The 23,620-nt window shown below is 68.3% G+C and carries 25 protein-coding genes; 14 read left to right on the top strand and 11 right to left on the bottom strand.

Annotated elements, in window-relative coordinates; genetic code table 11:
• Nucleotides 1-26 precede the first annotated feature (26 nt).
• Nucleotides 27-668: a pyrimidine 5'-nucleotidase gene (locus OHA18_RS12475; protein ID WP_329004207.1), complete on the bottom strand. Its 642-nt coding sequence runs from the start codon at nucleotides 666-668 to the stop codon at nucleotides 27-29.
• 54 nt (nucleotides 669-722) lie between these two features.
• Here OHA18_RS12475 and OHA18_RS12470 point away from each other — a divergent pair, with 54 nt between their 5' ends.
• Complete coding sequence (locus OHA18_RS12470) at nucleotides 723-1,490, top strand: SDR family NAD(P)-dependent oxidoreductase (protein WP_329004206.1); 768 nt, start codon at nucleotides 723-725, stop codon at nucleotides 1,488-1,490.
• Here OHA18_RS12470 and OHA18_RS12465 read toward each other — a convergent pair.
• Complete coding sequence (locus OHA18_RS12465; RefSeq protein WP_329004205.1) at nucleotides 1,441-2,085, bottom strand: TetR/AcrR family transcriptional regulator; 645 nt, start codon at nucleotides 2,083-2,085, stop codon at nucleotides 1,441-1,443. The two genes, OHA18_RS12470 and OHA18_RS12465, sit on opposite strands and share 50 nt — an antisense overlap.
• A gap of 81 nt (nucleotides 2,086-2,166) precedes the next feature.
• On the opposite strand from OHA18_RS12465, the gene OHA18_RS12460 reads away from it, so the two are divergent.
• On the top strand, nucleotides 2,167-2,838 hold the full coding sequence (locus OHA18_RS12460; protein ID WP_329006094.1) for an NAD(P)-dependent oxidoreductase: 672 nt from the start codon (nucleotides 2,167-2,169) through the stop codon (nucleotides 2,836-2,838).
• Here OHA18_RS12460 and OHA18_RS12455 read toward each other — a convergent pair whose 3' ends face one another.
• The gene (locus OHA18_RS12455; protein ID WP_329004204.1) at nucleotides 2,839-3,738 is read right to left on the bottom strand and encodes a LysR family transcriptional regulator; all 900 of its coding nucleotides are present in this window, start codon (nucleotides 3,736-3,738) and stop codon (nucleotides 2,839-2,841) included. It abuts the gene before it with no gap.
• Nucleotides 3,739-4,054: 316 nt separating this feature from the next.
• Here OHA18_RS12455 and OHA18_RS12450 point away from each other — a divergent pair, with 316 nt between their 5' ends.
• Complete coding sequence (locus OHA18_RS12450; protein WP_329004203.1) at nucleotides 4,055-4,948, top strand: LysR family transcriptional regulator; 894 nt, start codon at nucleotides 4,055-4,057, stop codon at nucleotides 4,946-4,948.
• Here the strand turns inward: OHA18_RS12450 and OHA18_RS12445 are convergent.
• Both OHA18_RS12445 and OHA18_RS12440 read right to left on the bottom strand, forming a co-directional pair.
• On the bottom strand, nucleotides 4,945-5,769 hold the full coding sequence (locus tag OHA18_RS12445; RefSeq protein ID WP_329004202.1) for an aldo/keto reductase: 825 nt from the start codon (nucleotides 5,767-5,769) through the stop codon (nucleotides 4,945-4,947). The genes OHA18_RS12450 and OHA18_RS12445 overlap by 4 nt on opposite strands.
• Nucleotides 5,770-5,831: 62 nt before the next feature.
• Nucleotides 5,832-6,917: a winged helix DNA-binding domain-containing protein gene (locus OHA18_RS12440; RefSeq protein WP_329004201.1), complete on the bottom strand. Its 1,086-nt coding sequence runs from the start codon at nucleotides 6,915-6,917 to the stop codon at nucleotides 5,832-5,834.
• A gap of 155 nt (nucleotides 6,918-7,072) precedes the next feature.
• Here OHA18_RS12440 and OHA18_RS12435 point away from each other — a divergent pair, with 155 nt between their 5' ends.
• The gene (locus OHA18_RS12435; RefSeq protein ID WP_329004200.1) at nucleotides 7,073-7,927 is read left to right on the top strand and encodes a hypothetical protein; all 855 of its coding nucleotides are present in this window, start codon (nucleotides 7,073-7,075) and stop codon (nucleotides 7,925-7,927) included.
• Here OHA18_RS12435 and OHA18_RS12430 read toward each other — a convergent pair.
• The gene (locus OHA18_RS12430; RefSeq protein ID WP_329004199.1) at nucleotides 7,896-9,080 is read right to left on the bottom strand and encodes a glycine C-acetyltransferase; all 1,185 of its coding nucleotides are present in this window, start codon (nucleotides 9,078-9,080) and stop codon (nucleotides 7,896-7,898) included. The genes OHA18_RS12435 and OHA18_RS12430 overlap by 32 nt on opposite strands.
• Entirely contained in the window at nucleotides 9,080-10,129 is a 1,050-nt protein-coding gene (gene tdh, locus OHA18_RS12425) for an L-threonine 3-dehydrogenase (RefSeq protein WP_329004198.1), read from the bottom strand. The genes OHA18_RS12430 and tdh overlap by 1 nt, the downstream gene beginning before the upstream one ends.
• Nucleotides 10,130-10,213: 84 nt before the next feature.
• Between tdh and OHA18_RS12420 the strand changes: the two genes are divergently transcribed.
• From OHA18_RS12420 to OHA18_RS12395, 6 genes are all read left to right on the top strand, one after another.
• Nucleotides 10,214-10,831 (top strand): class E sortase, encoded by a 618-nt coding sequence (locus OHA18_RS12420; protein WP_329004197.1) that lies wholly within the window; start codon nucleotides 10,214-10,216, stop codon nucleotides 10,829-10,831.
• Between the two features lie 28 nt (nucleotides 10,832-10,859).
• Entirely contained in the window at nucleotides 10,860-11,405 is a 546-nt protein-coding gene (gene pyrE, locus OHA18_RS12415) for an orotate phosphoribosyltransferase (RefSeq protein WP_329004196.1), read from the top strand.
• Complete coding sequence (locus OHA18_RS12410; protein ID WP_329004195.1) at nucleotides 11,405-12,136, top strand: DUF3137 domain-containing protein; 732 nt, start codon at nucleotides 11,405-11,407, stop codon at nucleotides 12,134-12,136. Before pyrE ends, OHA18_RS12410 begins: the two co-directional genes overlap by 1 nt.
• A gap of 37 nt (nucleotides 12,137-12,173) precedes the next feature.
• Nucleotides 12,174-13,043, top strand: a complete 870-nt coding sequence (locus tag OHA18_RS12405; protein ID WP_329004194.1) for a LemA family protein — start codon at nucleotides 12,174-12,176, stop codon at nucleotides 13,041-13,043.
• A 216-nt stretch (nucleotides 13,044-13,259) separates the two neighbouring features.
• Nucleotides 13,260-16,241, top strand: coding sequence for an AfsR/SARP family transcriptional regulator (locus OHA18_RS12400; RefSeq protein ID WP_329004193.1), 2,982 nt, complete (start codon nucleotides 13,260-13,262; stop codon nucleotides 16,239-16,241).
• A gap of 90 nt (nucleotides 16,242-16,331) precedes the next feature.
• Nucleotides 16,332-16,742 (top strand): hypothetical protein, encoded by a 411-nt coding sequence (locus OHA18_RS12395; protein ID WP_329004192.1) that lies wholly within the window; start codon nucleotides 16,332-16,334, stop codon nucleotides 16,740-16,742.
• 3 nt (nucleotides 16,743-16,745) lie between these two features.
• On the opposite strand, the gene OHA18_RS12390 is transcribed toward OHA18_RS12395, so the two are convergent.
• Nucleotides 16,746-17,453, bottom strand: a complete 708-nt coding sequence (locus OHA18_RS12390) for a DedA family protein (RefSeq protein ID WP_329004191.1) — start codon at nucleotides 17,451-17,453, stop codon at nucleotides 16,746-16,748.
• Between the two features lie 60 nt (nucleotides 17,454-17,513).
• On the opposite strand from OHA18_RS12390, the gene OHA18_RS12385 reads away from it, so the two are divergent.
• The gene (locus tag OHA18_RS12385) at nucleotides 17,514-18,140 is read left to right on the top strand and encodes a TrmH family RNA methyltransferase (protein WP_329006093.1); all 627 of its coding nucleotides are present in this window, start codon (nucleotides 17,514-17,516) and stop codon (nucleotides 18,138-18,140) included.
• Here the strand turns inward: OHA18_RS12385 and OHA18_RS12380 are convergent.
• Nucleotides 18,122-18,544 (bottom strand): MarR family winged helix-turn-helix transcriptional regulator, encoded by a 423-nt coding sequence (locus tag OHA18_RS12380; RefSeq protein ID WP_329004190.1) that lies wholly within the window; start codon nucleotides 18,542-18,544, stop codon nucleotides 18,122-18,124. The genes OHA18_RS12385 and OHA18_RS12380 overlap by 19 nt on opposite strands.
• 49 nt (nucleotides 18,545-18,593) lie before the next feature.
• Between OHA18_RS12380 and OHA18_RS12375 the strand changes: the two genes are divergently transcribed.
• From OHA18_RS12375 to OHA18_RS12365, 3 genes are all read left to right on the top strand, one after another.
• A complete protein-coding gene (locus OHA18_RS12375) occupies nucleotides 18,594-19,577 on the top strand; it encodes an FUSC family protein (RefSeq protein ID WP_329004189.1) in 984 nt (327 codons plus the stop codon).
• The gene (locus OHA18_RS12370) at nucleotides 19,567-20,721 is read left to right on the top strand and encodes an alpha-amylase family protein (protein WP_329004188.1); all 1,155 of its coding nucleotides are present in this window, start codon (nucleotides 19,567-19,569) and stop codon (nucleotides 20,719-20,721) included. Before OHA18_RS12375 ends, OHA18_RS12370 begins: the two co-directional genes overlap by 11 nt.
• A gap of 138 nt (nucleotides 20,722-20,859) precedes the next feature.
• Entirely contained in the window at nucleotides 20,860-21,048 is a 189-nt protein-coding gene (locus OHA18_RS12365) for a hypothetical protein (protein WP_329004187.1), read from the top strand.
• On the opposite strand, the gene OHA18_RS12360 is transcribed toward OHA18_RS12365, so the two are convergent.
• Nucleotides 21,037-22,767: an FAD-dependent oxidoreductase gene (locus tag OHA18_RS12360; RefSeq protein ID WP_329004186.1), complete on the bottom strand. Its 1,731-nt coding sequence runs from the start codon at nucleotides 22,765-22,767 to the stop codon at nucleotides 21,037-21,039. The genes OHA18_RS12365 and OHA18_RS12360 overlap by 12 nt on opposite strands.
• Entirely contained in the window at nucleotides 22,764-23,609 is an 846-nt protein-coding gene (locus OHA18_RS12355; protein ID WP_329004185.1) for an intradiol ring-cleavage dioxygenase, read from the bottom strand. Before OHA18_RS12355 ends, OHA18_RS12360 begins: the two co-directional genes overlap by 4 nt.
• Nucleotides 23,610-23,620: the final 11 nt, after the last annotated feature.

The following is a 23,620-nucleotide window of genomic DNA, read 5'->3' as shown; positions in this document are numbered from 1 at the left end:
GCGGCGTGCCGGAACCGGCCGGGCCGTTACTGAAGTGACCGCAGGAAAGCGTTGAGATCCCGCACTCGCCAGTGTCGGCCGTCCAGCTGTTCGTACGGCGTACCCGACCCGTCGATCAGGATCGTCGCCATCCCCCGGGCCCGCGGGAGCTCGAGGTTGACGGCCAGGTCGTCGAACATCGCCGCCCGGGTGGGCTCGACCCCGAAGAGGTCCAGGAACGCATCCAGGCTCTCCGGGTAGGGCTTCGGAATCAGGTCGCCAGCCAGGATGTCGAAGATGCCGTCGAAGCAGGCGCTCAGGCCAAGTTGCCCGAGCGCCTGTTCGGCGTGGTACTCCGACCCGTTCGTGTAGACGTACCTGCGGCCCGGGAGTGCGGTGAGCGCGACAGCAAGCGCCGGGTCGGGATCGATCACCGAGTAGTCGATCCGGCGCTCGAAGCTGAGGAAGTCGTGCGGGTCGATCCGGCCGGTCACCATCGCTCCCCGCAGCGAGGTGCCGTACTGAGCCACCAGCTCGGCCTGGATCCGGCGGGCGCCGACGACGTCGGTACCGTAGTACTCCGCGATCGTCGACAAGATGCCGTGGGTGAGTTGTGCCGCGAGCGCCGAGCCGGCTGGGTACAGCGTGTTGTCGAGATCGAGAACCCAGGTATCGATGTCCGCCAGCACCCGACCAGCGTAGGTGACAGACTGAGGTCGGTACCTACGGGAGGACGGGAGATCATGCCGACTGCGCTTGTCACCGGGCCGGCGACCGGGATCGGCCGGGCGTTCGCGGACAAGCTGGCGCTCGAGGGATACGACCTCGTCCTGGTGTCCCGCGACGAGGCGAAGCTCAAGGAGGTCGCCACCGACATCACCCGGCTGCACGGTGTCGAGTGCGAGGTGCTGGCGGCCGACCTGACCGACGCCGACGACCTGGCCCGGGTCGAGGAGCGGTTCCGCACCGGTCCGATCGAGGTGCTGGTCAACAACGCCGGATTCGGGCAGAAGAAACCGTTCTGGGCGAATCCGGTCGAGGTCGAAGAGAAGCAGCTGGATCTGCTCGTCCGCGTCGTACTGCGGCTCACGCATGCGGCCGTGCTGCCGATGATCGAGCGTGGCTCGGGTGCGGTCATCAACGTGTCGTCTGTGGCCGGATTCCTGCAGCGCAACGTCTACAGCGCGCACAAGGCCTGGGTGACGAACTTCTCGGCCGGGCTGGCGCTCGAACTGCACGCCAAGGGCGTCGCGGTGATGGCGTTGTGCCCGGGGTTCGTGCACACCGAGTTCCATGAGCGGATGGGGATGGACAAGTCGCTGATCCCGTCGTTCATGTGGCTGGATGCGACCGATCTGGTCGACGCCGCCTGGAATGACCTGATGCGCGGCAAGCCGATCTCGATCCCCAGCCGCCGCTACCAGCTGATCGTCGCCGCGACCCGGTTCATCCCGCGAGCGCTCATCGCGCGGGTGTCGACCGTGGGCCTGGACGGCCGACGCCGCGCTTGAGCGGGTTCGGGCGCAGGGATTCGTAGAGAGTCCTGCTGAGCGCACCGGCGTACGCGTGGCGCTCCTCGAGGGAGGGTGTGAGCCCCGCGAAGTTCACCTCGAAGCCGCGCTGGAAGCAGGCGCCGAACAGCAGTGCGGCCGCGGCTCCGACATCTGCGGTACGACGGACGCGGCCGAGCTTCTGCTCTTCCTGCAGGTAGCGGACCAGGCCCTCCTGCGCTTTGTGCGGCCCGGCATCCAGTTCGTGCAGACGCCGGCGATGTGCGGTCAGTAGCTCCTGGGACGAGAACAGCGACACCAGGATCGGGAAACCCTCGACGTAGAAGTCGACCGCGGTCCCGGCCAGTCGGGTCAGGTTGGCGTGGACCGTCCCCGAACCAGGGCTGCCGATCAGCTCCTTGAGTGAACCGGGGAGCGTGGGCATCCGCTCGTGCAGGACGGCGAGCAGGATCGCGGCCTTGTCCGCGAAGTGCTTGTACAGCGCGGCTTCGGAGTACCCGGCGACCTGGGCGATCGACTTGGTCGTCGCCCGCGCGAATCCCTGCGTGCGCAGCACCTCCGCGGCCGCGTCCAGGATCTCGTCTCTGGTCCCCATGGATCGCAGCCTATCTTGACAGGTTGGTGAGTGTTCACTAACCATAGTGAGTGAGTGTTTACTAACCTGGAGGGGTTGACGATGAAGCTGGTGGTGTTCGGGGCATCGGGCCGGATCGGGACCGAGCTGGTGCGCCAAGGCGTGGCAGCCGGACACGCGGTCACGGCGGTCGTCCGTGAGGGATCGAGTCTCCAGGTAGCGCTGCCGGAGCTCCGGCTGGTCGCGGCGCGGGCCGGGGTCGCCGGCGGGCTGACCGAGGTGGTGACGGCCGACGTGATGGATCCGCAGGCGGTCGCGCCGGTCCTGGAAGGCCACGACGCGGTGCTGTCCGCGCTCGGCCCGCGACCGTCCGGTCTGAGCACAGTCCTCACCGACGGCGCGCAGAGCATCCTGCAGGCGATGGGCGACAGCGGCGTACGCCGGTTCCTGGTGGTGAGTGTCGCCGGGATTCACAGCACCGGCGACGACCCGTTCACGAAGTACGTCGTGAAGCCGATCCTGCGGCGGTTCCTTCGGGAATCGTTCGCGGACGCCCGCCGGATGGAGGACCTGGTCCGGGCGAGCGACGTGGATTGGACCATCGCATGCCCGCCACGCCTGACCAACGGCGCCGCGAAGGGAACGTTCCGCAGCAACACCGAAGGAACGGTCCGCGGCGGATTCTCGATGACCCGAGCCGACGTTGCGGCGTACCTGCTCAGCGTGGTCGGCGACGACCAGTTGATCCGGAAGACCGTGGTCATCTCCAACTGACTACAGCTTCTCGGCTACCTCGGTCAGGATGTCGAGGGTGGCGGTGATGAGGGGGTGATCGGCGCGGCTTGCGCGGACGGCGGCGTACACGCGGCGCGTCGGCACCGGGTCGGAGAGCGGGCGGATCACCGCAAGCGTCGGCTCGGGTACGGCGAGGCGCGGGACCAGTGAGACGCCGCCGCCGGCCGCGACCAGTGCGGCGACGGCGCGGAAGTCGTCGGACTGGTGGATGATCCGCGGCTGGAAACCGGCCTGTTCGCAGGCGAGTACGACGACGTCGCGGATCGGGTTGCCGGGCGCGGTCATCACCCAGCCGTCGTTCGCAAGCATCGCGAGCTCGATCGTGTCGTGGTCCGCGGCCGGGTGCGTCGGCGGCAGTACGGCGACGAAAGGCTCGGCGTACAAGGGGATCCGGACCAGGCGCCGGTCTTCGGGCCGCGGTGAACCGCGGTGCTCGACAGCGATCGCGAGGTCGGCGTCGCCGTCGAGCAGGTAAGTGATGCCCTGGTGGCCTTCGGCGTCGCGGACGACGAGGTCGAGGCCGGGCGTGGTCTCGCGCAGCCGGGGCAGGGCGGGCGCGACCAGCAGGGTGATCGCGGTGGCGAAGGCGACGACGCGGACCTCGCCGTTGGCGCCGTTCGCGTGCAGGCGCATCGCGTCCTCGGCGCGTTCGACCTCGGTGAGGATGGTGTCGGTGTGCTCGAGGAGCAGACGGCCGGCCGAGGTGATGGCGACCCGGCGGCCGCGGCGTTCGAGCAGCTCCTGGCCCACCTCGGACTCGAGGGCCGCCAGTTGCTGCGAGACGGCCGAGGGCGTCAGATGGAGCACCTCGGCCGCCGCGGTCACGGTGCCGTGGTCAGCAAGCGCGCGCAACACCCGCAGGCGTCGTACCTCGATCACGGACCTCAGCTTCGCACGGGCCGGCCGGAGATGCGATCAGGGTCAGTTCGACAGGCTGCGGAGCCGGCGTCCGGCGTTCCCGCCAGCGGCGGACGGCGGCGCGCAGGTCGCGGATGGGGTGGCGTTTCGGGACATATGGCCGGACCGGGGCGTTCGGCCTGGCGGAGTGGGTCTGCTCGTGGATCGACTTGATCATCGAGAACGGGATGTATTGCACGGTGGTTCCTTTCGACTCTTCGACAGTAGGAACCGAGGCCTTGATACGTCCAATGAAAGTTCTGCGCGGAGTTGATGTGTCTGGTGCATGATTGAGGCCATGGAACTGCGCCAGCTCAGGTCGTTCGTGGTGGTGGCCGAGGAGATGAACGTCGGTCGCGCGGCGATCCGGCTGCACCTGACCCAGCCGTCGCTCAGCCGGCAGATCGCGGCGCTCGAGCGCGATCTCGGCGTGGAGCTGTTCGCGCGGGTGAAGCGAAGGTTCGTCCTGACGGCCGCGGGGGAGACGTTCCTGGCCGAAGCGCAGGACCTGCTGCGCCGGTCGGACGAGGCGGTACGCGCGGCGCAGCGGACGCAGCGTGGTGAGCTCGGGACGCTGCGGCTGCGCTTCGTGCAGTCGGCGACCTTCGAGCCGCTGCCCCGGATCCTCGGCGCGTTCCGGCGGACGTACCCCGAGGTCGTGCTGGATTTGGAGGCGTGGACGACGCTTCGGCAGACCGAGGCGCTGCGAGACGGCCGGATCGACGTGGGGCTGCTACGGCCGACCGCGCCGGCCGGTGGGACGGCGGTCGTTCGGTTGACGCCGGGGCTGGCATCGCGGGTCGTTGCCGAGGACACGTTGGTGGCGGTGTTGCCGGCTCGGCATCGGTTGGCCCGGCGGAAGCGGATCCGGTTGGCGGAGCTGGCGGAGGAACCGTTCGTGTTCTACTCGCGGCCGAGTGGTCCCGTCGTCCACGACACGATCGTCGGGTTCTGCCGCGCGGCCGGGTTCACGCCGCGGATCGAGCAGGATGCGGCCGACGTACAGACGATCGTGTCGCTCGTCGCGGCCGGGCTCGGCGTCTCGCTGCTGATCAGCCCGACACCGCCGACCAACCCGGACGCGGTCGTCTACCGCGAGTTGTCCGACGACCTACCACCCTGGCAACTCTCCGTAGCCTGGTCGCCGAACAACCGCTCGCCCGTACTCGCGCGTTTCCTCGAGCTGGTCTAGCCGAAGACGTCCGGGTCGCCGCCGGTGCGGACGCCGGTCTCGAGGTCGGCGATCGTTGCCATGTCGTCGTTGTCCAGGCGGAAGTCGAAGACCTCGAAGTTCTCCTTGATCCGGCTCGGGGTCACCGACTTCGGGATCACCACGTTGCCGAGCTGCAGGTGCCAGCGGATCATCACCTGGGCCGGCGACTTGCCGTACTTCGCGCCGATCGTCCGCAGTGCGGAACTGTCCAGCAGTTCGCCGGACGCCAGCGGGCTCCACGCCTCGGTGACGATGTCGTTCTCGGCGTTGAACGCGCGCAGTTCGTCCTGCGGCAGCGCCGGGTGCAGCTCGATCTGGTTCACCGCCGGGCGGATCGTGGTCTCCTCGAAGATCCGCCGCAGCGCGGGCTCGTGGAAGTTCGAGACGCCGATCGCGCGCACCCGCTTGTCGGCGTACAGCTGCTCGAACGCCTTCCAGGTGTCGACGTACAGGTCCCGCTGCAGCGACTGCCAGTGGATCAGGTACAGGTCGACGTACTCGAGGCCGAGGTTCGCCAGGCTCTTGTCGAACGCCTTCAGCGTGCTGTCGTAGCCCTGGTCGTTGTTCCACAGCTTGGTGGTGATGAACAGATCGTCACGCGGGATGCCGGACGACTCGATCGCCTGCCCGACGCCACGCTCGTTGCCGTACGCCGCGGCGGTGTCGATGTGCCGGTAGCCGGTCTCGAACGCCGAGGTCACCACATCGGTGACGATCGCGTCCTCGACCTGCCAGACCCCCAGGCCCAGCTGCGGGATCTCGACGCCGTTGTCCAGAGTGATGGAGGGGACTGTGCTCATCTACCCATTCCACCCGGCAAAGGGTTGCTGGCCCAGTCATCCGACGTGTGACAACAACCTCATTAACCAACAGTAACCAATGCATAGGACTTCGCATCGGGCTCCAGGAAACGCAGCAGCGCGCTGCCTTCGCGCTCCAGCTCGGCCTGCGTCTTCTTCAACGTCTTGCCGAACGGGGTGAGCGTGAGAGTTGCCACACCACGCTTCTTCTCGGTCGTCCACAGCCCGGCGACCAGACCGTCGACGGTGTACGTCGCTTTGACGCGGAGGTTCTTCGTGAACACGGCCGGCTTGTGCTCGTCCGCGATGATCCGCTCCCGTTTCGCGTGCGAGAGCAGCACGTTGTCGAACTCCGGCAGGAATCGCACCGGCGCCGGGGTGTCCGGATCGGGGCGCGGTCCGTCCGGTACGTCGTACAACGTCTTGCCGGCCTCGTCGGTGAACGTCTCCAGCTCGAGCTCGTCGAACAGCGGCTTGGCCTTCTGCAGTCCCGACCAGGTCTGGAAGTCCGCGGGGGTGGCCGGTCCGAAGGCCTGCAGGTACCGCGTCACCAATTCCTTGGGCTCGGCGCGGCCGTGCAGCTTCTTCCCGATCCACTCCTCGGCCGGCGTGAACCGCGAGTTGGCCGTCCACGACCAGCGGACGTCCGCCGGATGCATGACGAGCGGCACCAGCATCCGCGTGCAGAACCCCAGTGCCCGCTCGTTCACCTCCGGGAACTGCTGCTGCAACGCATCCCGCACCTCGGTGAACGTGAGCGGCTCCTTGGCCAGCAATTTCCGGGCCGCCGCAACCACCTTGTCCGGCTCCAGCCCCGCCCCCCGATCCCCGAGCACCTTCAACCCAGCCTCGAGCACCGGCGCCATCGTCGCCCGAAAGCGCAGGTAATCCGGGGCGGTCACCAGATGCAGGGTCCCGCGAAACATGGTCCCCCGCACCACCTCCCGAGCCTCGACAGCCCGGTCCAGCTCGCCTTCCTGGAACCCGTCGATCCGGGTCCACAACCCGACATACGGATGCTTCGGCTCCTGCCCTTGCATCCCTGCCAGTCGTCCCACCAGGTCAACCGCGGGGACGTTCGCCCGCTCGAGCAGCAGCTGCCTGGCCAGCGTTGCCCTGTTGACCGACCTCGCATTCAGAACCGACATGCCCCCATCCTGCCTGCGTGGACCGACAAGTGGGGCAGCGGTCGGTCCGAATATCGCCCCGCCGGGATGAGTCGGTCCCGGCGCCGGAGGTGGAATCTTCGTCGTGAGAGCCCAAGCTGCGCACCATCGAGCCGGAGGGGATGGGGTGGCCACTGATGAGGCGAGCGGTTGGTCTGGTGCTGGCGGCGTTCCTGCTCGTGTCCTGTGGCGGGTCCGGTGAGCGGCCGTCCGGCTCGTCGACGCGTACGCCGGCCTCGGTGCCGTCGGTGACCGCAACAGTTCCGAGCGCGACCCGTACGCCCGAACGCGCGGACAAGTCGGCCGCAACGACGTCCACGTCGACCGAGCCGGAGACCTCCAGAACGACGAAGACGCAGACGGAGACCGAGACCACCGGGGCGACGAAGACCGAGACGACCAGGGCCACGGAGACCAGGAAGGCCACGCAGACCGAGACCACCACGGCGACCCGGACAGCGTCGGTCGTGCCGTCGGCTGCGACCACCGCCTCGACACAGCCCACCTCGGCCGAGACCGGCGGGGCGCCGACCTGGCTGTGGTGGGTGCTGGGGGCGATCGTGGTCGCGCTCGCCGTGGGGATACCGCTGCTGATCAGGTCGCGCCGTCGCCAGGCCTGGCGCGACGACCTCGCGTCCGGTGAGGACGAGGTGGCGTGGTTCGCCCGCGGGCTGATCCCGGAGCTCCGCCGGCAGCCTTCCCCCGAGCAGGCTGCCGGCGCCTGGAACGTCGAGTCGAGCCGGGTCGTAACGGCCGAGGACAAGCTCACCGCACTCGAACGGTCGGCGCCCGACGAAGCCGCCGGCACCCGGGCCCGCACCCTCCGGGACGCCGTCCGGGCAGCCCGCGGCGACATCGAGAACCTGCTGGCCACCGCCACGCCGATCACGATGCCATCGGACCTGGACGCGGTCTCCGCGCGGCTCGAACAAGCCCTCGGACAGCCGCGTCCGGAGGCGGCTACCCCGCCAGGGCCGCCCGGGCCTCGATGAAGGCTGCGATGGCTTGTTCTACGTCTTCGGTGGAGTGGGCGGCGGAGAGCTGGACCCGGATTCGGGCCTTGCCCTGGGGGACGACCGGGTAGGAGAAGCCGATGACGTAGATGCCGAGGTCGAGGAGCTTGTCGGCCAGGCGACCCGCTTCGGCGGCGTCGCCGATCATGACGGGGGAGATCGGGTGGTCGCCGGGGAGGACGGTGAAGCCTGCCTCGGTCATCTTGGTGCGGAACAGCTGGGTGTTGGCGGCCAGTTTGTCGCGCAGGGCGCTGGAGGAGCCGATGAGTTCCAGGGCCTTCAGGGACGCGGCGGTGACCGACGGAGCCAGGGAATTCGAGAACAGGTACGGGCGGGAGCGCTGCCGGAGGAGCTCGACGATCTCGCGGCGGGCGGAGACGTAGCCGCCGGACGCGCCGCCGAGTGCCTTGCCCAGCGTGCCGGTGACGATGTCGACGCGGTCCTTCACGCCGAACAGCGACGGTGTACCGGCGCCGTCCGGTCCGACGAAGCCGACCGCGTGCGAGTCGTCGACCATCACGAGTGCGTCGTACCGCTCGGCCAGGTCGCAGATCTCGTCGAGCGGGGCGACGTACCCGTCCATCGAGAACACGCCGTCGGTCGCGATCAGCCGGTACCGCGCGTCGGCGGCGTCCTTGAGCTGGGCCTCGAGGTCGGCCATGTCGCGGTTCTTGTAGCGGTACCGCTTGGCCTTGGACAGCCGTACGCCGTCGATGATGCTGGCGTGGTTGAGCTCGTCGGAGATGATCGCGTCCTCGGCGCCGAGCAGGGTCTCGAAGAGCCCGCCGTTCGCGTCGAAGCAGGAGCTGTAGAGGATGGTGTCCTCGGTCCCGAGGAAGTTGCTCAGGGCACCTTCCAGGTCCTTGTGGATCTGCTGGGTGCCGCAGATGAAGCGCACCGACGACAGTCCGAAACCCCACCGGTCGAGGGCTTCCTTGGCGGCCGCGACGACCTCTGGGTGATCGGACAGCCCGAGGTAGTTGTTCGCACAGAAGTTCAGTACTTCATTGCCTGAAGCAACCGAGATCAACGACTGCTGCGGTGAGGTGATCACCCGCTCGGACTTGTACAGCCCGGCGTCGCGGATCTCGCCGATGGTCGCCGTCAGGTCGTCCCGCATGCGTCCGAACATCAGTGCTTCTCCTCCAGAGATTCAGCCGTCCAGTCCATGATCACCTTGCCGCATTGCCCCTGGCGCGCGACGTCGAAGGCGTGCTCGAAGTCGCCGTACCCGAACCGGTGGGTGATCACCGGCGTCAGGTCCAGCCCGCGCTCGAGCATCACCGACATGGAGTACCAGGTCTCGAACATCTCCCGGCCGTAGATGCCCTTGATCGTCAGCATGTTGAGCACGACCGTGCTCCAGTCGATCGCGATCTCGTCCGACGGCAGGCCGAGCATCGCGACCTTCCCGCCGTGCGTCATGTTCGCGAGCATGTCGCGCAGCGCGGCCGGCTGCCCGGACATCTCCATCCCGACGTCGAAACCTTCGCGCATCCCGAGGCTCTGCTGCGCCTCCGCGATCGTCTCCTCGCCGACGTTGACCGCGCGGGTGACGCCGATCTTCCGGGCCAGGTCGAGGCGGTACTCCGACAGGTCCGTGATCACCACGTTCCGCGCGCCGGCGTGCAGCGCGACCGCCGCGGCCATCACCCCGATCGGACCGGCACCGGTGATCAGCACGTCCTCGCCGACCAGCGGGAACGACAGGGCAGTGTGTACGGCGTTGCCGAACGGGTCGAAGATCGCGGCGACATCGAGGTCGACCGGATCCTTGTGGACCCACGCATTGGTCGCCGGCAGAGCGACGTACTCCGCGAACGCACCCGGCACGTGGACGCCCAGCCCGCGCGTCTTGATGCACAGGTGCCGCCGGCCGGCCCGGCAGTTGCGGCAGCGGCCGCACACCAGGTGGCCTTCGCCGCTGACCAGGTCACCGACCGCGACGTCGCGGACACCGAGCCCGACCTCGACCACTTCGCCGCAGAACTCGTGCCCGGTCACCATCGGCACCGGCACGTTCTTCTGCGCCCAGGGGTCCCAGGTCTGGATGTGCAGATCGGTGCCGCACAACCCGGTGCGGAGAACCTTGATCAGGACCTCGTCGGCCTCGATCTTCGGTTCCGGAACGTCCTGCAACCACAGACCGGGCCTGGCCTCGGCCTTCACGAGCGCCTTCATGCCCACATCGTCGTCCGGGGCAACCATCGGCGTCCATCGACACGTCGTGCACAGCCTTTGCAGTTGAACTGCATACTTGTCCGCATGCGGGGAGTAGTCAGGGGACTCGGGATCGTGTTCCTGGTGGCCGGGGTCGGACTGCTCGGGTGGGCGGGGTGGCAGTACTTCGGCACCGGCATCAGCTCGAACCACAGAATGGGTGAAGCCGAGAGCTCGCTCCGGGACCAGTGGAAGACTCCCGCGGTCGTGAAGCCGTCGACCGGGAAGCCGTTCGTGCTGCTCAGGATCCCGAGGTTCGGCGCCGACTGGGAGAAGCCGGTGGTCGAGGGCGTCGATGCGAGCGATCTGGCGCGCGGGATCGGGCACTATCCACAGACCCAGTTGCCGGGTCAGCCCGGCAACTTCGCGATCGCCGGGCACCGCGTCACCCATGGTTCGCCGTTCCGCAAGCTGCTCGAACTGCGCAAGAGCGACCAGGTCGTCGTCGAGACCCAGGACGCTGTCTACACCTATGAACTGGACGGCTCGCCCCGCGACCTGACCGTCAAGCCGACCGACACCTGGGTCCTGGACCCGGTCCCCGGCAGCCGCGACGCCCCGACGAAGTCGATCATCACCCTCACCACCTGCCAGGACCTGTTCCACTCCCCGGACCGCTCAGTAGCCTTCGGCCACCTGGTCAAGGTCAGCAAGAAGTCGTGAACTGAGCTGTGTTCTAAGCTCAACGCTCATGAGCTACGACCGGGACGGACTGCTGGAGCAGGTGAAGGGCAAGGCGATCGTGCACGGTCGCGTGACGTTGGCGTCGGGGAAGGAAGCCGACTACTACGTCGACCTCCGGCGGATCACGTTGGACGCGGCCGCTGCGCCGCTGATCGGGCCGGCGATGCTCGAGCTGACCAAGGATCTGGAGTACGACGCCGTCGGCGGACTGACCCTCGGCGCCGACCCGGTTGCGATGTCGATGCTGCACGCGGCTGCCCAGGAGGGGCGGACGCTCGACGCGTTCGTCGTACGGAAGGCTGAGAAGACGCACGGTCTGCAGCGGCGGATCGAGGGCCCGGACGTGAAGGGCCGCCGGGTGCTCGCGGTCGAGGACACCTCGACGACCGGGGGATCGGTGCTGACCGCGGTCGAGGCGCTGCGTGAGGCCGGCGCCGAGGTCGTCGCGGTCGCGGTGATCGTGGACCGGGCGACCGGCGCCCAGGAGCGGGTCGAGGCGGAAGGGCTGGAGTACCGGTCCGTATTCGGGCTCGAGGATCTGGGGCTGAACTGATGCAGAGCAGCACCATTCTGCTCGTCGTGGTGGCCGTTGTGGTCGGCCTCGGTCTCGCCTATTTCAACTACTACCGGGCGAAGAAGCGCCGCGAGCAGTTCACCGGCCTGGCGGCGCAGCAGGGCTGGTCGTACGTGCCGTCCAACCCCTCGCTGGCCGGCCAGTGGTCGGGTACGCCGTTCCAGACCGGCGACAACTGGCATGTCAGGAACGTGCTGTCCGGTCCGTTCAACGGGCACCCGATGGTTGCCTTCGACTACAGCTACCAGACCCACACGACCAACGGGCGCGGCCAGCGGCGGACCACCACACATCGCTTCGGCGTGGTCGTGATGCAGCTCCCGGGCCCGCTGCCGCATCTCGAGGTGACGCACGAGGGGATCTTCGGCGGCGCGGTGGCGAACGCGTTCGGCTTCCGCGACATCCAGTTCGAGAGCGAGCAGTTCAACCGGGCGTTCCGGGTCAAGGCCGACGACGAGCGGTTCGGGCACGCGGTGGTGACGCCGCGGATGATGGAGCTGCTGCTCGCCCGCGGCGAGATCGGCTGGCGCACCGAGGGGAACTCGCTGGTCGGCTGGGACAACGGCGACCACGACCCGAACCAGCTGATGAACCGTCTCGCGCTGCTCCAGCAGGTGATCGCGAACGTCCCGCCGTACGTCTGGCGCGACTACGCCGGCGTCGACCCCCGGATGTTGCAGCAACCACCCGGCGGACCCGGCTACCCGTAGAGTCGCAGTCAGCACTGCCAACACTCGGGAGCTCGTCATGGTTTGGGTCATCATCGTGATCGTCGCGGTGATCGTCATTCTGGCGATCATGCTGATCACGTCGTACAACCGGTTCGTCAAGCAACGGAACCTGATCCAGGAGTCCTGGCGGCAGATCGACGTCGAGCTGCACCGCCGGTACGACCTGATCCCGAACCTGGTCGAGACCGTCCGCGCGTACGCGGCGCACGAGCGGCACGTGTTCGAGGAGGTCGCCCGGCTGCGGACCCAGGCGGTGAACGTGCAGGGCGCGACCCCGGAGCAGCGGGCCGCGGCGGAGGGTCAGCTGTCCGGCGCGCTGCGTCAGATGATGATCTCGGTCGAGCAGTACCCGCAGCTGCAGTCGAACCAGAACTTCCTCGGCCTGCAGCGCGAGCTGACCGACACCGAGGACCGGATCGCGGCCGGCCGGCGGTTCTACAACGCGAACGTCGGCGACTACAACACCCGGATCGAGGCGTTTCCGTCGAACCTGATCGCGGGCGGCTTCAAGTTCGAGAAGGCCGGATACTTCGAGGTCAAGGACGAGCAGGTCCGCGCGGTGCCGCAGGTGTCGTTCGGCACCATCGGGTCGGTCGCCGGTGAGCAGGCGCCGCCGCAGATGCAGCCGGGCGCGCCGTCGTCGGGCCAGATCCACCCGCAGATGCCGGGGGACCAGGGCAACTACCAGGCGCCGCCGCAGCAGATCCCGGGCGGCTACCAGCAGCCGGGTCAGCCGCCGTACCAGGGTCAGCCTGGTCAGTACCAGGGCCAGCCGCCGTACCAGGGCCAGCCCGGGCAGTACCAGGGAGAGCCACCGGTGGGCGGGCCGCCTGCGGGTTCCCCCGCACCGCAGGACGGTCAGCCGCCATTCACCGGTGGCCAGTAGGCACCGGTTCCCCGTAGCCCAGGACCCCCGACCCCGGACTCTCTCCCAGTGCCAGACCCGGAGTGACGGCGGTCAAGTCGCCACGCCCGGGCCTGCCCTCCCCCCGGTACCTGAGTCAACAGTGCCGCAATGAGATACATCCGGCGTACATCGGGCTTCCGCCAGGTGCGACCGGATGACACGATAGGCCGGTTCCAGAGTGGAGAGGTCGGACGAGTGGACAGTCTGAGGTACGGGATCCTCGGACCTCTGCGGCTCGTCCACGTCCAGGGCCAGCCGCTGAAGGCCGCCAAACCGCGCCAGCTGCTGGCCACTCTGTTGCTGCACCCGAACCGGTTCGTCTCGACCGATCTGATCGCTGACGCGCTCTGGGAGAGCAATCCGCCGCGGTCCGCGACCGCGAACATCCGGACCTATGTCCGCGCGCTGCGTGGCGTGCTGCAGGACGCCGGGCTGCCGGCACCGATCGATACCTCGGCTGCGGGCTACAGCATCGAGGTGGGTGTCGACGAGCTCGACGCCAGCCTGTTCGAGTCACTGCTCGCAGAGGGCGGCCACCTGCGGGACGCCGGCGACGGGCGGCAGGCAATGCAGGCCCTGTCCCGCGCGTACTCGCTCTGGCGCGGCCGTCCGCTGGAGGACCTGGCGATGCCGGCCGCGTGGGAGGGCTCGATCGCCCGCCTGGAGGCACAGCACCGCGGCCTGGTCGACAGTCTGCTGGACCTGCGGCTCGAGTACGGCGACACCAGCGGTGCCGCCGTACTGCTGAGTGCCCGTCTCACCGACGACCCGTACGACGAGCAGCTCTGGCGGCGCCTGGTCGACGCACTGGTCGCGGCCGGACGGGTCGGTGAGGCGCGGGCGGCGTACCAGAAGGCGGTGCAGACGCTCGCGGACGAGCTGGACATCAAGCCCGGTCCGGAGCTCGAAGCGGCCGGCGCCCGCGCCGAGAACGGCCGCTCGCCCAACTGGCCGAACCCGGGCATCCCAGCGGACCGTACGGCGGAACGCCCCGGCCCGACCGCCCTACCTGGACCGATGGCCGCCCCGGAGCTGACCGACCCGCCGAGGCCACCCAGCCAGCTCCCGCTCGACCTGGCCGACTTCAGTGGCAGGCAGGGTCATCTGGAGCAGCTGCGGGACCTGGTCTGCGGTCGTGACCCGGTCCGGCCGCCGATCGCGGTCATCTCCGGTGCACCGGGCACTGGGAAGACCTCACTGGCCGTTCGGCTCGGCCATCTGGTCCGGGAGTACTTCCCGGACGGGCAGATCTACCTGGACATGCACGGCGCGACGCATCCACGCGATCCCGCGGGTGCCCTGACCGATCTGCTGCTCAGCTTGAATCTTCCCGACTACGCGATCCCGACCGACCCGGAGCGGCGGTCCGCGATGCTGCGGTCCGAGCTGGCGAGCCGGCGGGTGCTGATCATCCTCGACGACGCGGCCGCGGCGGGTCAGGTCACGCCGCTGATGCCAGGTACTGGTGCATCGGCAGTAGTAGTGACGAGTCGCAACAGGCTGATGGACCTGGCCGGCGCGGACAGCATGCCGCTGGACACGTTCGACGACCGCGAGGCCGCAGGACTGCTGTCGTCGGTCGCCGGCTCCGGACGGATCGACGCGTCCTCGCCGGAGGCCGAGGAGATCCTGACCGCGTGCGCGAACCTGCCGCTCGCGATCCGGATCGTCGGCAGCCGGCTGGCACAACGGCCCGATCTGAGCGCGCGCGAGCTGGCGCGGCGGTTGCGGGACGAGACGTCGCGGCTCGACGAGTTGAGCATCGGTGAGCTGGCCGTCCGGACCAGTGCGGACCTGAGCTACGACGCGCTCAGCCCGGAGGAGGCCCGGCTGTACCGGCTGATCGGCCACTTCGCGGTCGGTGTCTTCTCGGCCCGTGCGCTGGAGGCCGTCGCATCGCCGGCCGCCGTACGACGGAGTCTTGACCGGCTGATCGAGGTCAACCTGGTCCGGATCAGCTCGGTCGACCACCGCGGTACTGCGCGCTACCGCGTCCACGATCTGCTGCGTCTGCACGCACTGGGGGTCGGCGACGAGGAGCAGAAGGCGCAGGCGGTCCGGGACGTGGAGACCGTCGTCGAGGCGATCCTGAACAAGATCCGCCGCGCCAACGACGCCTTGTCCTTCGAGTACTTCGGTGTCCTCGAGCACACCGGGCCGTTGACGGCGCCGGATCCGTCGCCGTTCACCGAGACCGACGCGATCGCGTGGTTCGACAGCGAGCGCAGTACGTTCGTGCCGGCGATCCGGGCAGCGGCCCAGAACGGGTTGCACGACCACGCCTGGCGGATCGCGGCGGCCTGGGGACCGTACCTGGATCTGCGGGCCGGATTCGACGACTGGAACGGTTCGCACCAGCAGGGGCTGCTGAGCGCGATCGAGTGCGGCGACCGGCGCGGCGAGGCGATCATGCACCGCAACCTCGGCCAGCTCGCCGTGTACCAGGACGACTGGGACACCGCGCGACGCCACTTCGACGCCGCCGCTGAAGCGTTCGCCGAGGTGGGCGATCGGCTCGGCGAAGGTGTCGCGGCCGTCGGACTCGGCACCTGGCTGCGCGAACGCGGTCAGCGCGACGAGGGCCTCGCGCAGTACGAGAAGGCGATCGAGGCGTTCGTCGAGGACGGCAACGCCAACGCCGAGGCGCTGGCGCGGACCGCGGCCGCCAATGTGTACCTGGTCCGCGGCGATCTGGACACCGCCCGGCGCCTCCTCGCCGAGGCATTCCTGATCGCCGTACGCCGGGCCGACGCGCACCGCGAGGCCAAGGTGCGGCGCCGGATCGCAGCGCTACGGGTGCGTCAAGGACGCCACGACGAGGCGGTACGGCAACTGCGCAAGGCCTTGGCGATCTTCGACGGCATGGGCGACGACCACTGTGCGGCGTACACCCGTGCACTCCTCGGGCAGGCGTTGATGGAGCGCGGTGAGGTCGCCGCGGCGCGGAAGACCCTGCTGGACGCGATGGACATCGGCCACCGGCTGGGCGATCGCAGCGTGGAGGGCGAGGCGGCGCAGCACCTCGGCGAGCTCTACTTGTCCACAGGCAGCCTCGACCATGCCCGCCGTACCCTCGAACGCGCCGCGCGCGTGTGGCAACAGGCAGGCAACGACTCCGCCGCCGCCGACTGCCGCCGGCTGCTGGCCGGATCCGAAGCGGGCGTCGCAGCCGGCTGAGAAGCAATGTACGGCGGCTGTATCCGGGGCCGCCAGTATTTCCGGTATGCCACGGCATACCGGCCGAGGACGGGGGATCGGGGAGGACCTATGGCCTGGGGGGAGGTTGCCGTGGAGCGCCGGATCGTTCCGCGGGTGGCGAACCCGCGGGACAGTGAGGCGGCGCTGAACTGGCAGCTGGAACGCGTCGGTTCGGCGGCCTGGCAGGACTGGCCGCTGAAGTTCCAGCGGATGGCGTTCGGCTATGCGCACGACAGCGGCTGGCACGACGCGGCCGATGCGGTTGGTTGGCTGAACCACCACGACCTGCTCCGTGAAGGGGCGGCGCCACGGGGGGCGCTGGTCTGGTACCAGGCGGCAGACCGGATCCGGGTGGCTTGTTCACTCGGTTCCGGTCAGGTGGTCGGCCCACTCCTGACCGGTCCGGTCGAGATCGCGGAGCTGTCGCAGCTCAGCACCGACTGCGTGTGGTCCGACCCGCATTTCCCGTTCGGCCACTGACCTTCAGTCGTTGGGAACGGCGTGCTTCGGCGCAGCGTGCTTCGCCGCGCCGGATCCGCCTGCGCCGCCTGACTTGTTGCGGTTGCGGCGCTTGGCGAGGAAGTACTCGACGACCATCGGGATCAGCGACACGAGCACCAGCAGGATCAGCGCGGCCTCGAGGTTCTTGTGGATGAACTCGACGTTGCCGAGCGCGTGGCCGAGCAGTGTGATCGTCGGCGCCCAGAGCACCGCTCCGACCGCCGTCCAGAGGAAGAACTTGCGCGCGTCCATCTTCCCGGCGCCCGCGACGATGGTGACGAACGTCCGGACGATCGGCACGAAGCGGGCCATCACCAGCGCCCGCGGGCCGTACCGCTCGAAGAAGTCGTGCGTCTGCTCGATGTACTTCGGTTTCAGGATCCGGGCATTCGGGTTCTTGAACAGTGACGTACCGAGGAATCGGCCGATGTAGTAGCCGGACACGTTGCCGAGGAACGCGGCGACGGTCAGCAGCACGCAGGCCAGCCAGAGCGGGACGTCGATGGTGCCGCGCGCGATGAACAGGCCGACGGCGAACAGCAGCGAGTCACCGGGCAGGATCGGGAACAACACCCCGCACTCGATGAACACCACAATCAGCGTGCCCCAGAGGGCCCAGTTACCCATCCACTGCAGGAGGTACTCCGGGTCCATCCAGTTCGGCATCAGCATCGCGACAATAGGAAGCACGCGGACAGGGTAGCGTCCCGACCTGTGCATGAGCTGAGCAGCGACCTCCGGGGTGCGGACATGGTCGGGCCGAGTGAGGTCGGCGTCGGTCCGTGGGTGGGTGACTGGCCGGACGACCCGCGGCTGGACCCGGAGCTGCTCGCCGACGGCGATCGGCGCAACGTCGTGGACAAGTACCGGTACTGGAAGCTCGCTGCGATCGTCGAGGACCTGGACAAGCAGCGGAACCCGTTCCACGTCGCGATCGAGAACTGGCAGCATGATCTGAACATCGGCTCGGTGGTCCGGACGGCAAACGCGTTCCTCGCGGCGGAGGTCCATATTGTCGGCCACCGGAAGTGGAACCGGCGCGGCGCGATGGTCACCGATCGGTACCAGCATGTCCGCCATCAGCCGGCGCTCGCCGACCTGGCGTCGTACGCCGCTGAACGCGAGCTGCCGGTCATCGGCATCGACAACCTGCCCGGCTCGGTCCCGTTGGAGACCTACGACCTACCGCGTGGATGCATTCTGCTCTTCGGTCAGGAGGGTCCTGGGCTGACCGAGGACGCCCATGCGATCTGCACAGCCGTCCTCTCGATCGCACAGTTCGGCTCGACCCGCAGCATCAACGCCAGCGCCGCCGCCGCAATCGCCATGCACGCGTGGATCCGCCGCCACACCTTCGGTCAGGCGTCGAGCAGCTGATCCAGGATCCCCGCGGCCAGCTGGAGTACGGCGCGCTCGGTCGGGTTGAGCCGGGTTTCGATGGCTTCGGCCAGCCAGTCATCGGAGCTCTTCATGTGTTCTTCGAGCAGTTGACGCCCGCGGTCGCTGAGCTCGATCGTGTGCCGGCGGCGGTCGTGGGGGTCCTGTTCGCGCGCGATCAGCCCCTGCTCCTCGAGACTCGCCAGCACCCGCGTCAACGACTGCGGCTGCACCCGCTCGGCCGCCGCGATCTCGCTCGCCGTCAGTGCTCCCCGCCGGTGCAGCTGTCCCAGAACAGCGACGCCCGTACTTCCCAGGCCGTCACCCGTCCGCTCAGCGCGCAGCCGCAAGGCCAGCCGAGTGCTGGTCCGCCTGAGCGCAATCGCCGTATCATACGCTTCCACTTACTGTCCTTTAGTCGCTCGCGCTTGAGAATGCTAAGCTCATCTTACTATGAGCGTCCATCTCATGCACTGGTCCCGGGATACGCCTGTCGTCCCGGCCCAGTTGGTCACCGCGACCCTCGCCATGGCCGCTCCCATCACGTACGGCGTCACGACCGACCACCTGACCCACGCCTCCTTCGCAGCCCTCGGTGCCCTGGCCATGCCGCACCTTCGCAGGTTGGACCGTGCGCAAACTGCCCTGGGGGTTGTTGTCAGTGGGGCTGCGTTGGCGGGGGCCTGGTTGGGTGGGCTTGGGTGGAGCGGCGCGGCGGGGGTTGTGCTGCTCGCAGCGGTGGCCGCCGTGGTGGGCGGGTTCAGCCGGTGGATGGCCGATGCGACGACGCGGTTCGTCACGTTTCTCGTGATGGCGACCGGGCTGGGTGCGGCGGATCCGTGGGAGGTGGCTCGATGGTTCGCGGTCGGGGTCGCGTGGGCGATCGTGCTGGGGTTGGCCGCGGCGTCTTTCGCTTCCGCGGAGCCTGAGGCCGCGCGGCCGACGTACCGGCAGTTGTGGCGGCGGTGGCGGACCAGGCTTCGGCAGTTCGAGGGTTGGCGGTACGCCGTGCAGTTGGTGCCCGCGCTTGCTGTTGCGGAGGTGATCGGTGCGCTGTGGCATCAGGAGAAGGGGTACTGGATCGCGCTCGCCGTGGTGATCGTCGTCCGGCGCCGCGGCGGATCGTTGCTTCGGGCAACGCAACGCTGCGCCGGCACCTGCGCCGGCGTACTGATCGGCGGCTTGCTGATCCTCTGGGTGCCGCCGTCGTGGGCGATCGTGGCGGTCGTCAGCATCCTCGCCGGACTGCGGCCGTTGCTGAAGGAACGCAACTACGCTGCCTACGCCACCGTCATCACCCCGCTGGTGGTTCTGCTGATGGACCTCGGCCGTACGCCGGAGTTGTCCACCGTCGGGTACCGGCTCGTCGACACCGTGATCGGCTGCCTGATCGCGATCGTTCCTACGCTGCTGTTGAGGAGAAGACATGTGGGCTGACCACGCGATCTGGTGGCAGATCTACCCCCTCGGCTTCACTGCCAACCGCCCCACGGGCCTGGCCCATCTGGAGAACTGGCTCGACTACGCGATCGAGCTGGGGTGCAACGGAATCCTGCTCGGTCCCATCTTTGCGTCCGAGACACACGGCTACGACACCGTCGATCACTTCCGCATCGACCTTCGCCTGGGCGACGACGCCGACTTCGACCGCTTGGTCGCGAAGGCGCACGACCGCGGTCTGCGGATCGCCCTCGATGGCGTCTTCAACCACGTGGCTCGCACGTTCGTCCATCCCGAGTGGTTCCGCGGCGACGGCGCTACCTTCGAGGGCCACGAGCACCTGGTTGCCCTCGACCACAGCAACCCGGCCGTCGCGCAGTACGTCGGTGACGTGCTCCGCCACTGGCTGGACCGCGGCGTGAACGCCTGGCGCCTCGACGCGGCGTACGCCGTCCCGCCCGAGTTCTGGCGCAACGTGCTGCCACGCGACCGCGACGCGTGGTACTTCGGCGAGGTGATCCACGGCGACTACGCCGGGTACGTCGAGAAGAGCGGCCTCGACTCGGTCACGCAGTACGAACTGTGGAAGGCGATCTGGAGCTCCCTCAACGACCGCAACTTCTTCGAGCTGTCGTACGCGCTGGGTCGGCACAACGCGCTGCTCGACACCTTCGTCCCGCAAACCTTCGTGGGGAATCACGACGTGACGCGCATTGCGACTCGCCTCGAGGACGAGCGGCATCTCGGTCATGCGCTGGCGATCCTGTTCGCGGTCGGCGGCGTACCGAGCATCTACTCCGGTGACGAGCAGGCGTTCCGCGGTCTGAAGGAGGATCGCGCCGGCGGCGACGACGCGATCCGTCCGCCGTTCCCGGACACGCCCGACGGGCTGGCACCGGACGGCTGGCCGACGTACCGCCTCCACCAGGAGCTGATCGGCCTGCGGCGACGCCACTCGTGGCTCACGCGCGCCCGGACGACCGTCGAGCACGTGACCAACCAGACGATCGCGCTACGCGCCCGCAACGGCGACGAATCGGTGCTGCTCCTGCTCAACGTCTCGGACTCCGACGCGCAGTTCCCGATCGACGACGCGGTCGTCGTCCCGCCGCACAGCTGGAAATTCTTGACACATCCGTAACGTGCGGCCGGGGTGCCGCGTTGTACCGGGTGACAGAAGTGAGGCCTTCTCGACACAAAGTCAGCCCCAACTCGGGGGGCTCGGCGTGCATCAAGCATGTCGTACTGGGTTTGCGACGGGAATCATGGGGGTTTGTTGATGAACGCTCTGTGGGACGAACTGATACACGAGCTGGGCACCGTGCGCGCGTTGAGCGCGGCCGCTCTGGAAGCGCGCTCGGAGACCTCGAGGGTCGCGCTGATCACCCTGCTGGACGCCGAGACCGCGGAGATCTCGGCGATCCTCGACCAGATCCTCCGTGAGGCGGACGCGTCGTCAGCGGCCTAGCAAGGTGCTGACCGCCTGCTTCAGCACATCCGTCGGGTCGTCGGGCTGTTCGAACGAACGGTAGGCGATGTGCGCGTCCGGACGAACGAGCAGACACCCGTCGTCCGGGATCTCGCGCACCCGCGCCCAGTCGCCGTACAGGTCGTCCAGCTCGCGACCAGGCCCGATCACGTACGGTTCGATCGGCACGCCGAGCTGCTCGGACACCGACTGCGCCGCCTTCACCCACGCATCGCCACCGATGCCGGTGAGCAGCGTGAACCGGCCCTTGCCGACCACGTCCAGCGTGCTGACGGTGTCGGTCCCACGGGTCAGCCAGCAGTGCGGGATCCGGGCGCCGGGCCAGGTCGTCGGGTGGTAGTACAGCTCGTGATCCCGCTCGTACGCCGGTTCCGGCGTACCGTCCGCGATCACGGCGGATGAGCTGTAACGCTGCCCGAGCTCGACACCGTGCGCGTTGAACTCGTAGTCCTTCAGCTCGATCGCCTTCCGCAACTCCTCGCGCTGGGCGGCGCCCTCCGGGGTGTCGTCCTTGCGGGACTCGATCGTCCGTCCGGCCGGCGCGTCCGGAGTCATCCCGAGCGCGCGGAAGATCTGCCCGAACTGATTGCGACTCTTGTTGGCGCGGTCAACGATCTGCTTCGCGATCGGCGTTCGCTCGTCGTCGTACGTCTGCAGGAGCTCGGGCGCGGCCTGTCCCTTCAGTACAAGGGCGAGCTTCCAGGCGAGGTTGTACGCGTCCTGGATCGACGTGTTCGAGCCGAGCCCGTTGCTCGGCGGATGCCGGTGGATCGCGTCGCCCATACAGAAGACGCGGCCCTTGGAGGCCTTCTCGGCGTACATGTGGTTGACGCTCCAGACCGACGTACCCTTCAGCTTCACGTCGATGGTGTCGTCGCCGACCAGGTTGTGCACGATCTCGGTCGCCATCGCCTCGTCGACCACCGGCGCGGGCTGATTGATGTCGTAGCCCCAGACGATCAGCCATTCGTTCCACGGGCGGACCATGCGGACCAGGCCGGCGCCGATTCCGCCGATCTGCGCGCCCGGCTGGAGGACCCAGTACAGGACGCTCGGGCGATGGGCGACGTACCGGCTCAGGTCGGCCTCGAAGACGATGTTCATCGAACCCTCGATGTCCATCGCACCGGCCATCGGCAGTTCGATGTCCTGGGCAACCTTGCTGCGCCCGCCGTCCGCACCGATCAGGTACTTGGCGCGGATCTGGTACGTCGTGTCGCTCAGCCGGTCCCGCACAGTCGCGGTGACGCCGTCGTCGTCCTGCTCCAACGAGAGGTACTCCGTGTTGAAGCGGAGCTGAGCGCCGCGGCTGGCCGCGGTACTGACGAGGATGGGCTCGAACAGGGTCTGCGGGAGATCGCACGGGAGGCAGGGGCTCGCTTCGGTGTAGTCGGCGAGCCGGCGTGGATGCGTGCCCCAGGTGCGGATCCGGCCGATCTCCTCGCCCGCCAGGCTGGTGCAGAACGCCGTCTGCCCCATCAGGTCATGGGCGGTGCCGTTGTCGAGGATCTGGTCCTCGATCCCCATGTCGCGCATGAGTTCGATCGTGCGCTGGTTGGTGATGTGTGCGCGGGGTGTGTTCGCGGTCCAGCCGTAGCGGGTCAGGACGATGTTGTCGACGCCGTACGTGGACAGGAAGAGGGAGGCGGCGCCGCCGGCGGGGCCGCTGCCGACGATGAGAACGTCTGTCGTGATCACGCTTGCGTCTCCTCGGTGGTCGCGAGCACCAGGTCGTACTCGACGGAGTAGTAGGTCTTGCCGTCGTCCTGATGTTCGGTGAAATCGGCGATCAGGGATTGTTTGACTCCAAAGACCGCGTCCGTGTCCAGGTACTCGTCCCCGGCCGCGAAGACATGGGTGATGAGGCGTGCGTATCCCGGTGCGGTGACCATGAAATGGATGTGCGCCGGTCGCATCGGACCACGACCGCCGGCGCGGAGCAGCTCGCCGACCGGGCCGTCATCCGGGATCGGATAGGCGACCGGCTTCACCGCCCAGAACCGGTAGTTGCCTTCAGCGTCGGTTGTCAGATGCGCCCGGTTCTGCGGTCCGTCGAGATCCTTCTGGACGTCGTAGAACCCGTCCTCGTCGGCCTGCCAGGTCTCGACGAGTGCGCCGGCGATCGGCTCGCCCTTGGTGTTCAGGACCTTGCCGCTCACCAGGCAGGGCTGTCCGGGGGCGCCGTTCGCGATGTCGTCGCCGAGCTGTGCCTCCGGCGATCCTTCGACGAAGAACGGGCCGAACACAGTGGACTGGGTCGCTTCCGGCGGCTTGCGGTTGCCGAGCCCGACGGTGAGCATCGACAGTCCGAATACGTCGGCCAGCAGTACGAACTCCTGCCGCGTACCGGTGGAGATCTGGCCGGTCCGGGTGAGGAAGTCGATCGCGGTGAAGTACTCGTCCTCGGTCAGGTCCACCTCCCGCGCGAACGCGTGCAGGTGGCGCACGAGGGCGCTCATCACCGTCTTGTAGCGGTCGCTCGCGCTGCCGTCGAAGCTGGCCACCACGGCCTCGGTCAGGTCGTCGCCTTGCAGATCCATCCGGTCTCCTC

Origin of the sequence: Kribbella sp. NBC_00709 (assembly GCF_036226565.1) — a bacterium.
Classification (GTDB): domain Bacteria; phylum Actinomycetota; class Actinomycetes; order Propionibacteriales; family Kribbellaceae; genus Kribbella.
Note: the sequence above shows the minus strand (reverse complement) of the source record. Positions and strands in the feature narration are given on the sequence as shown.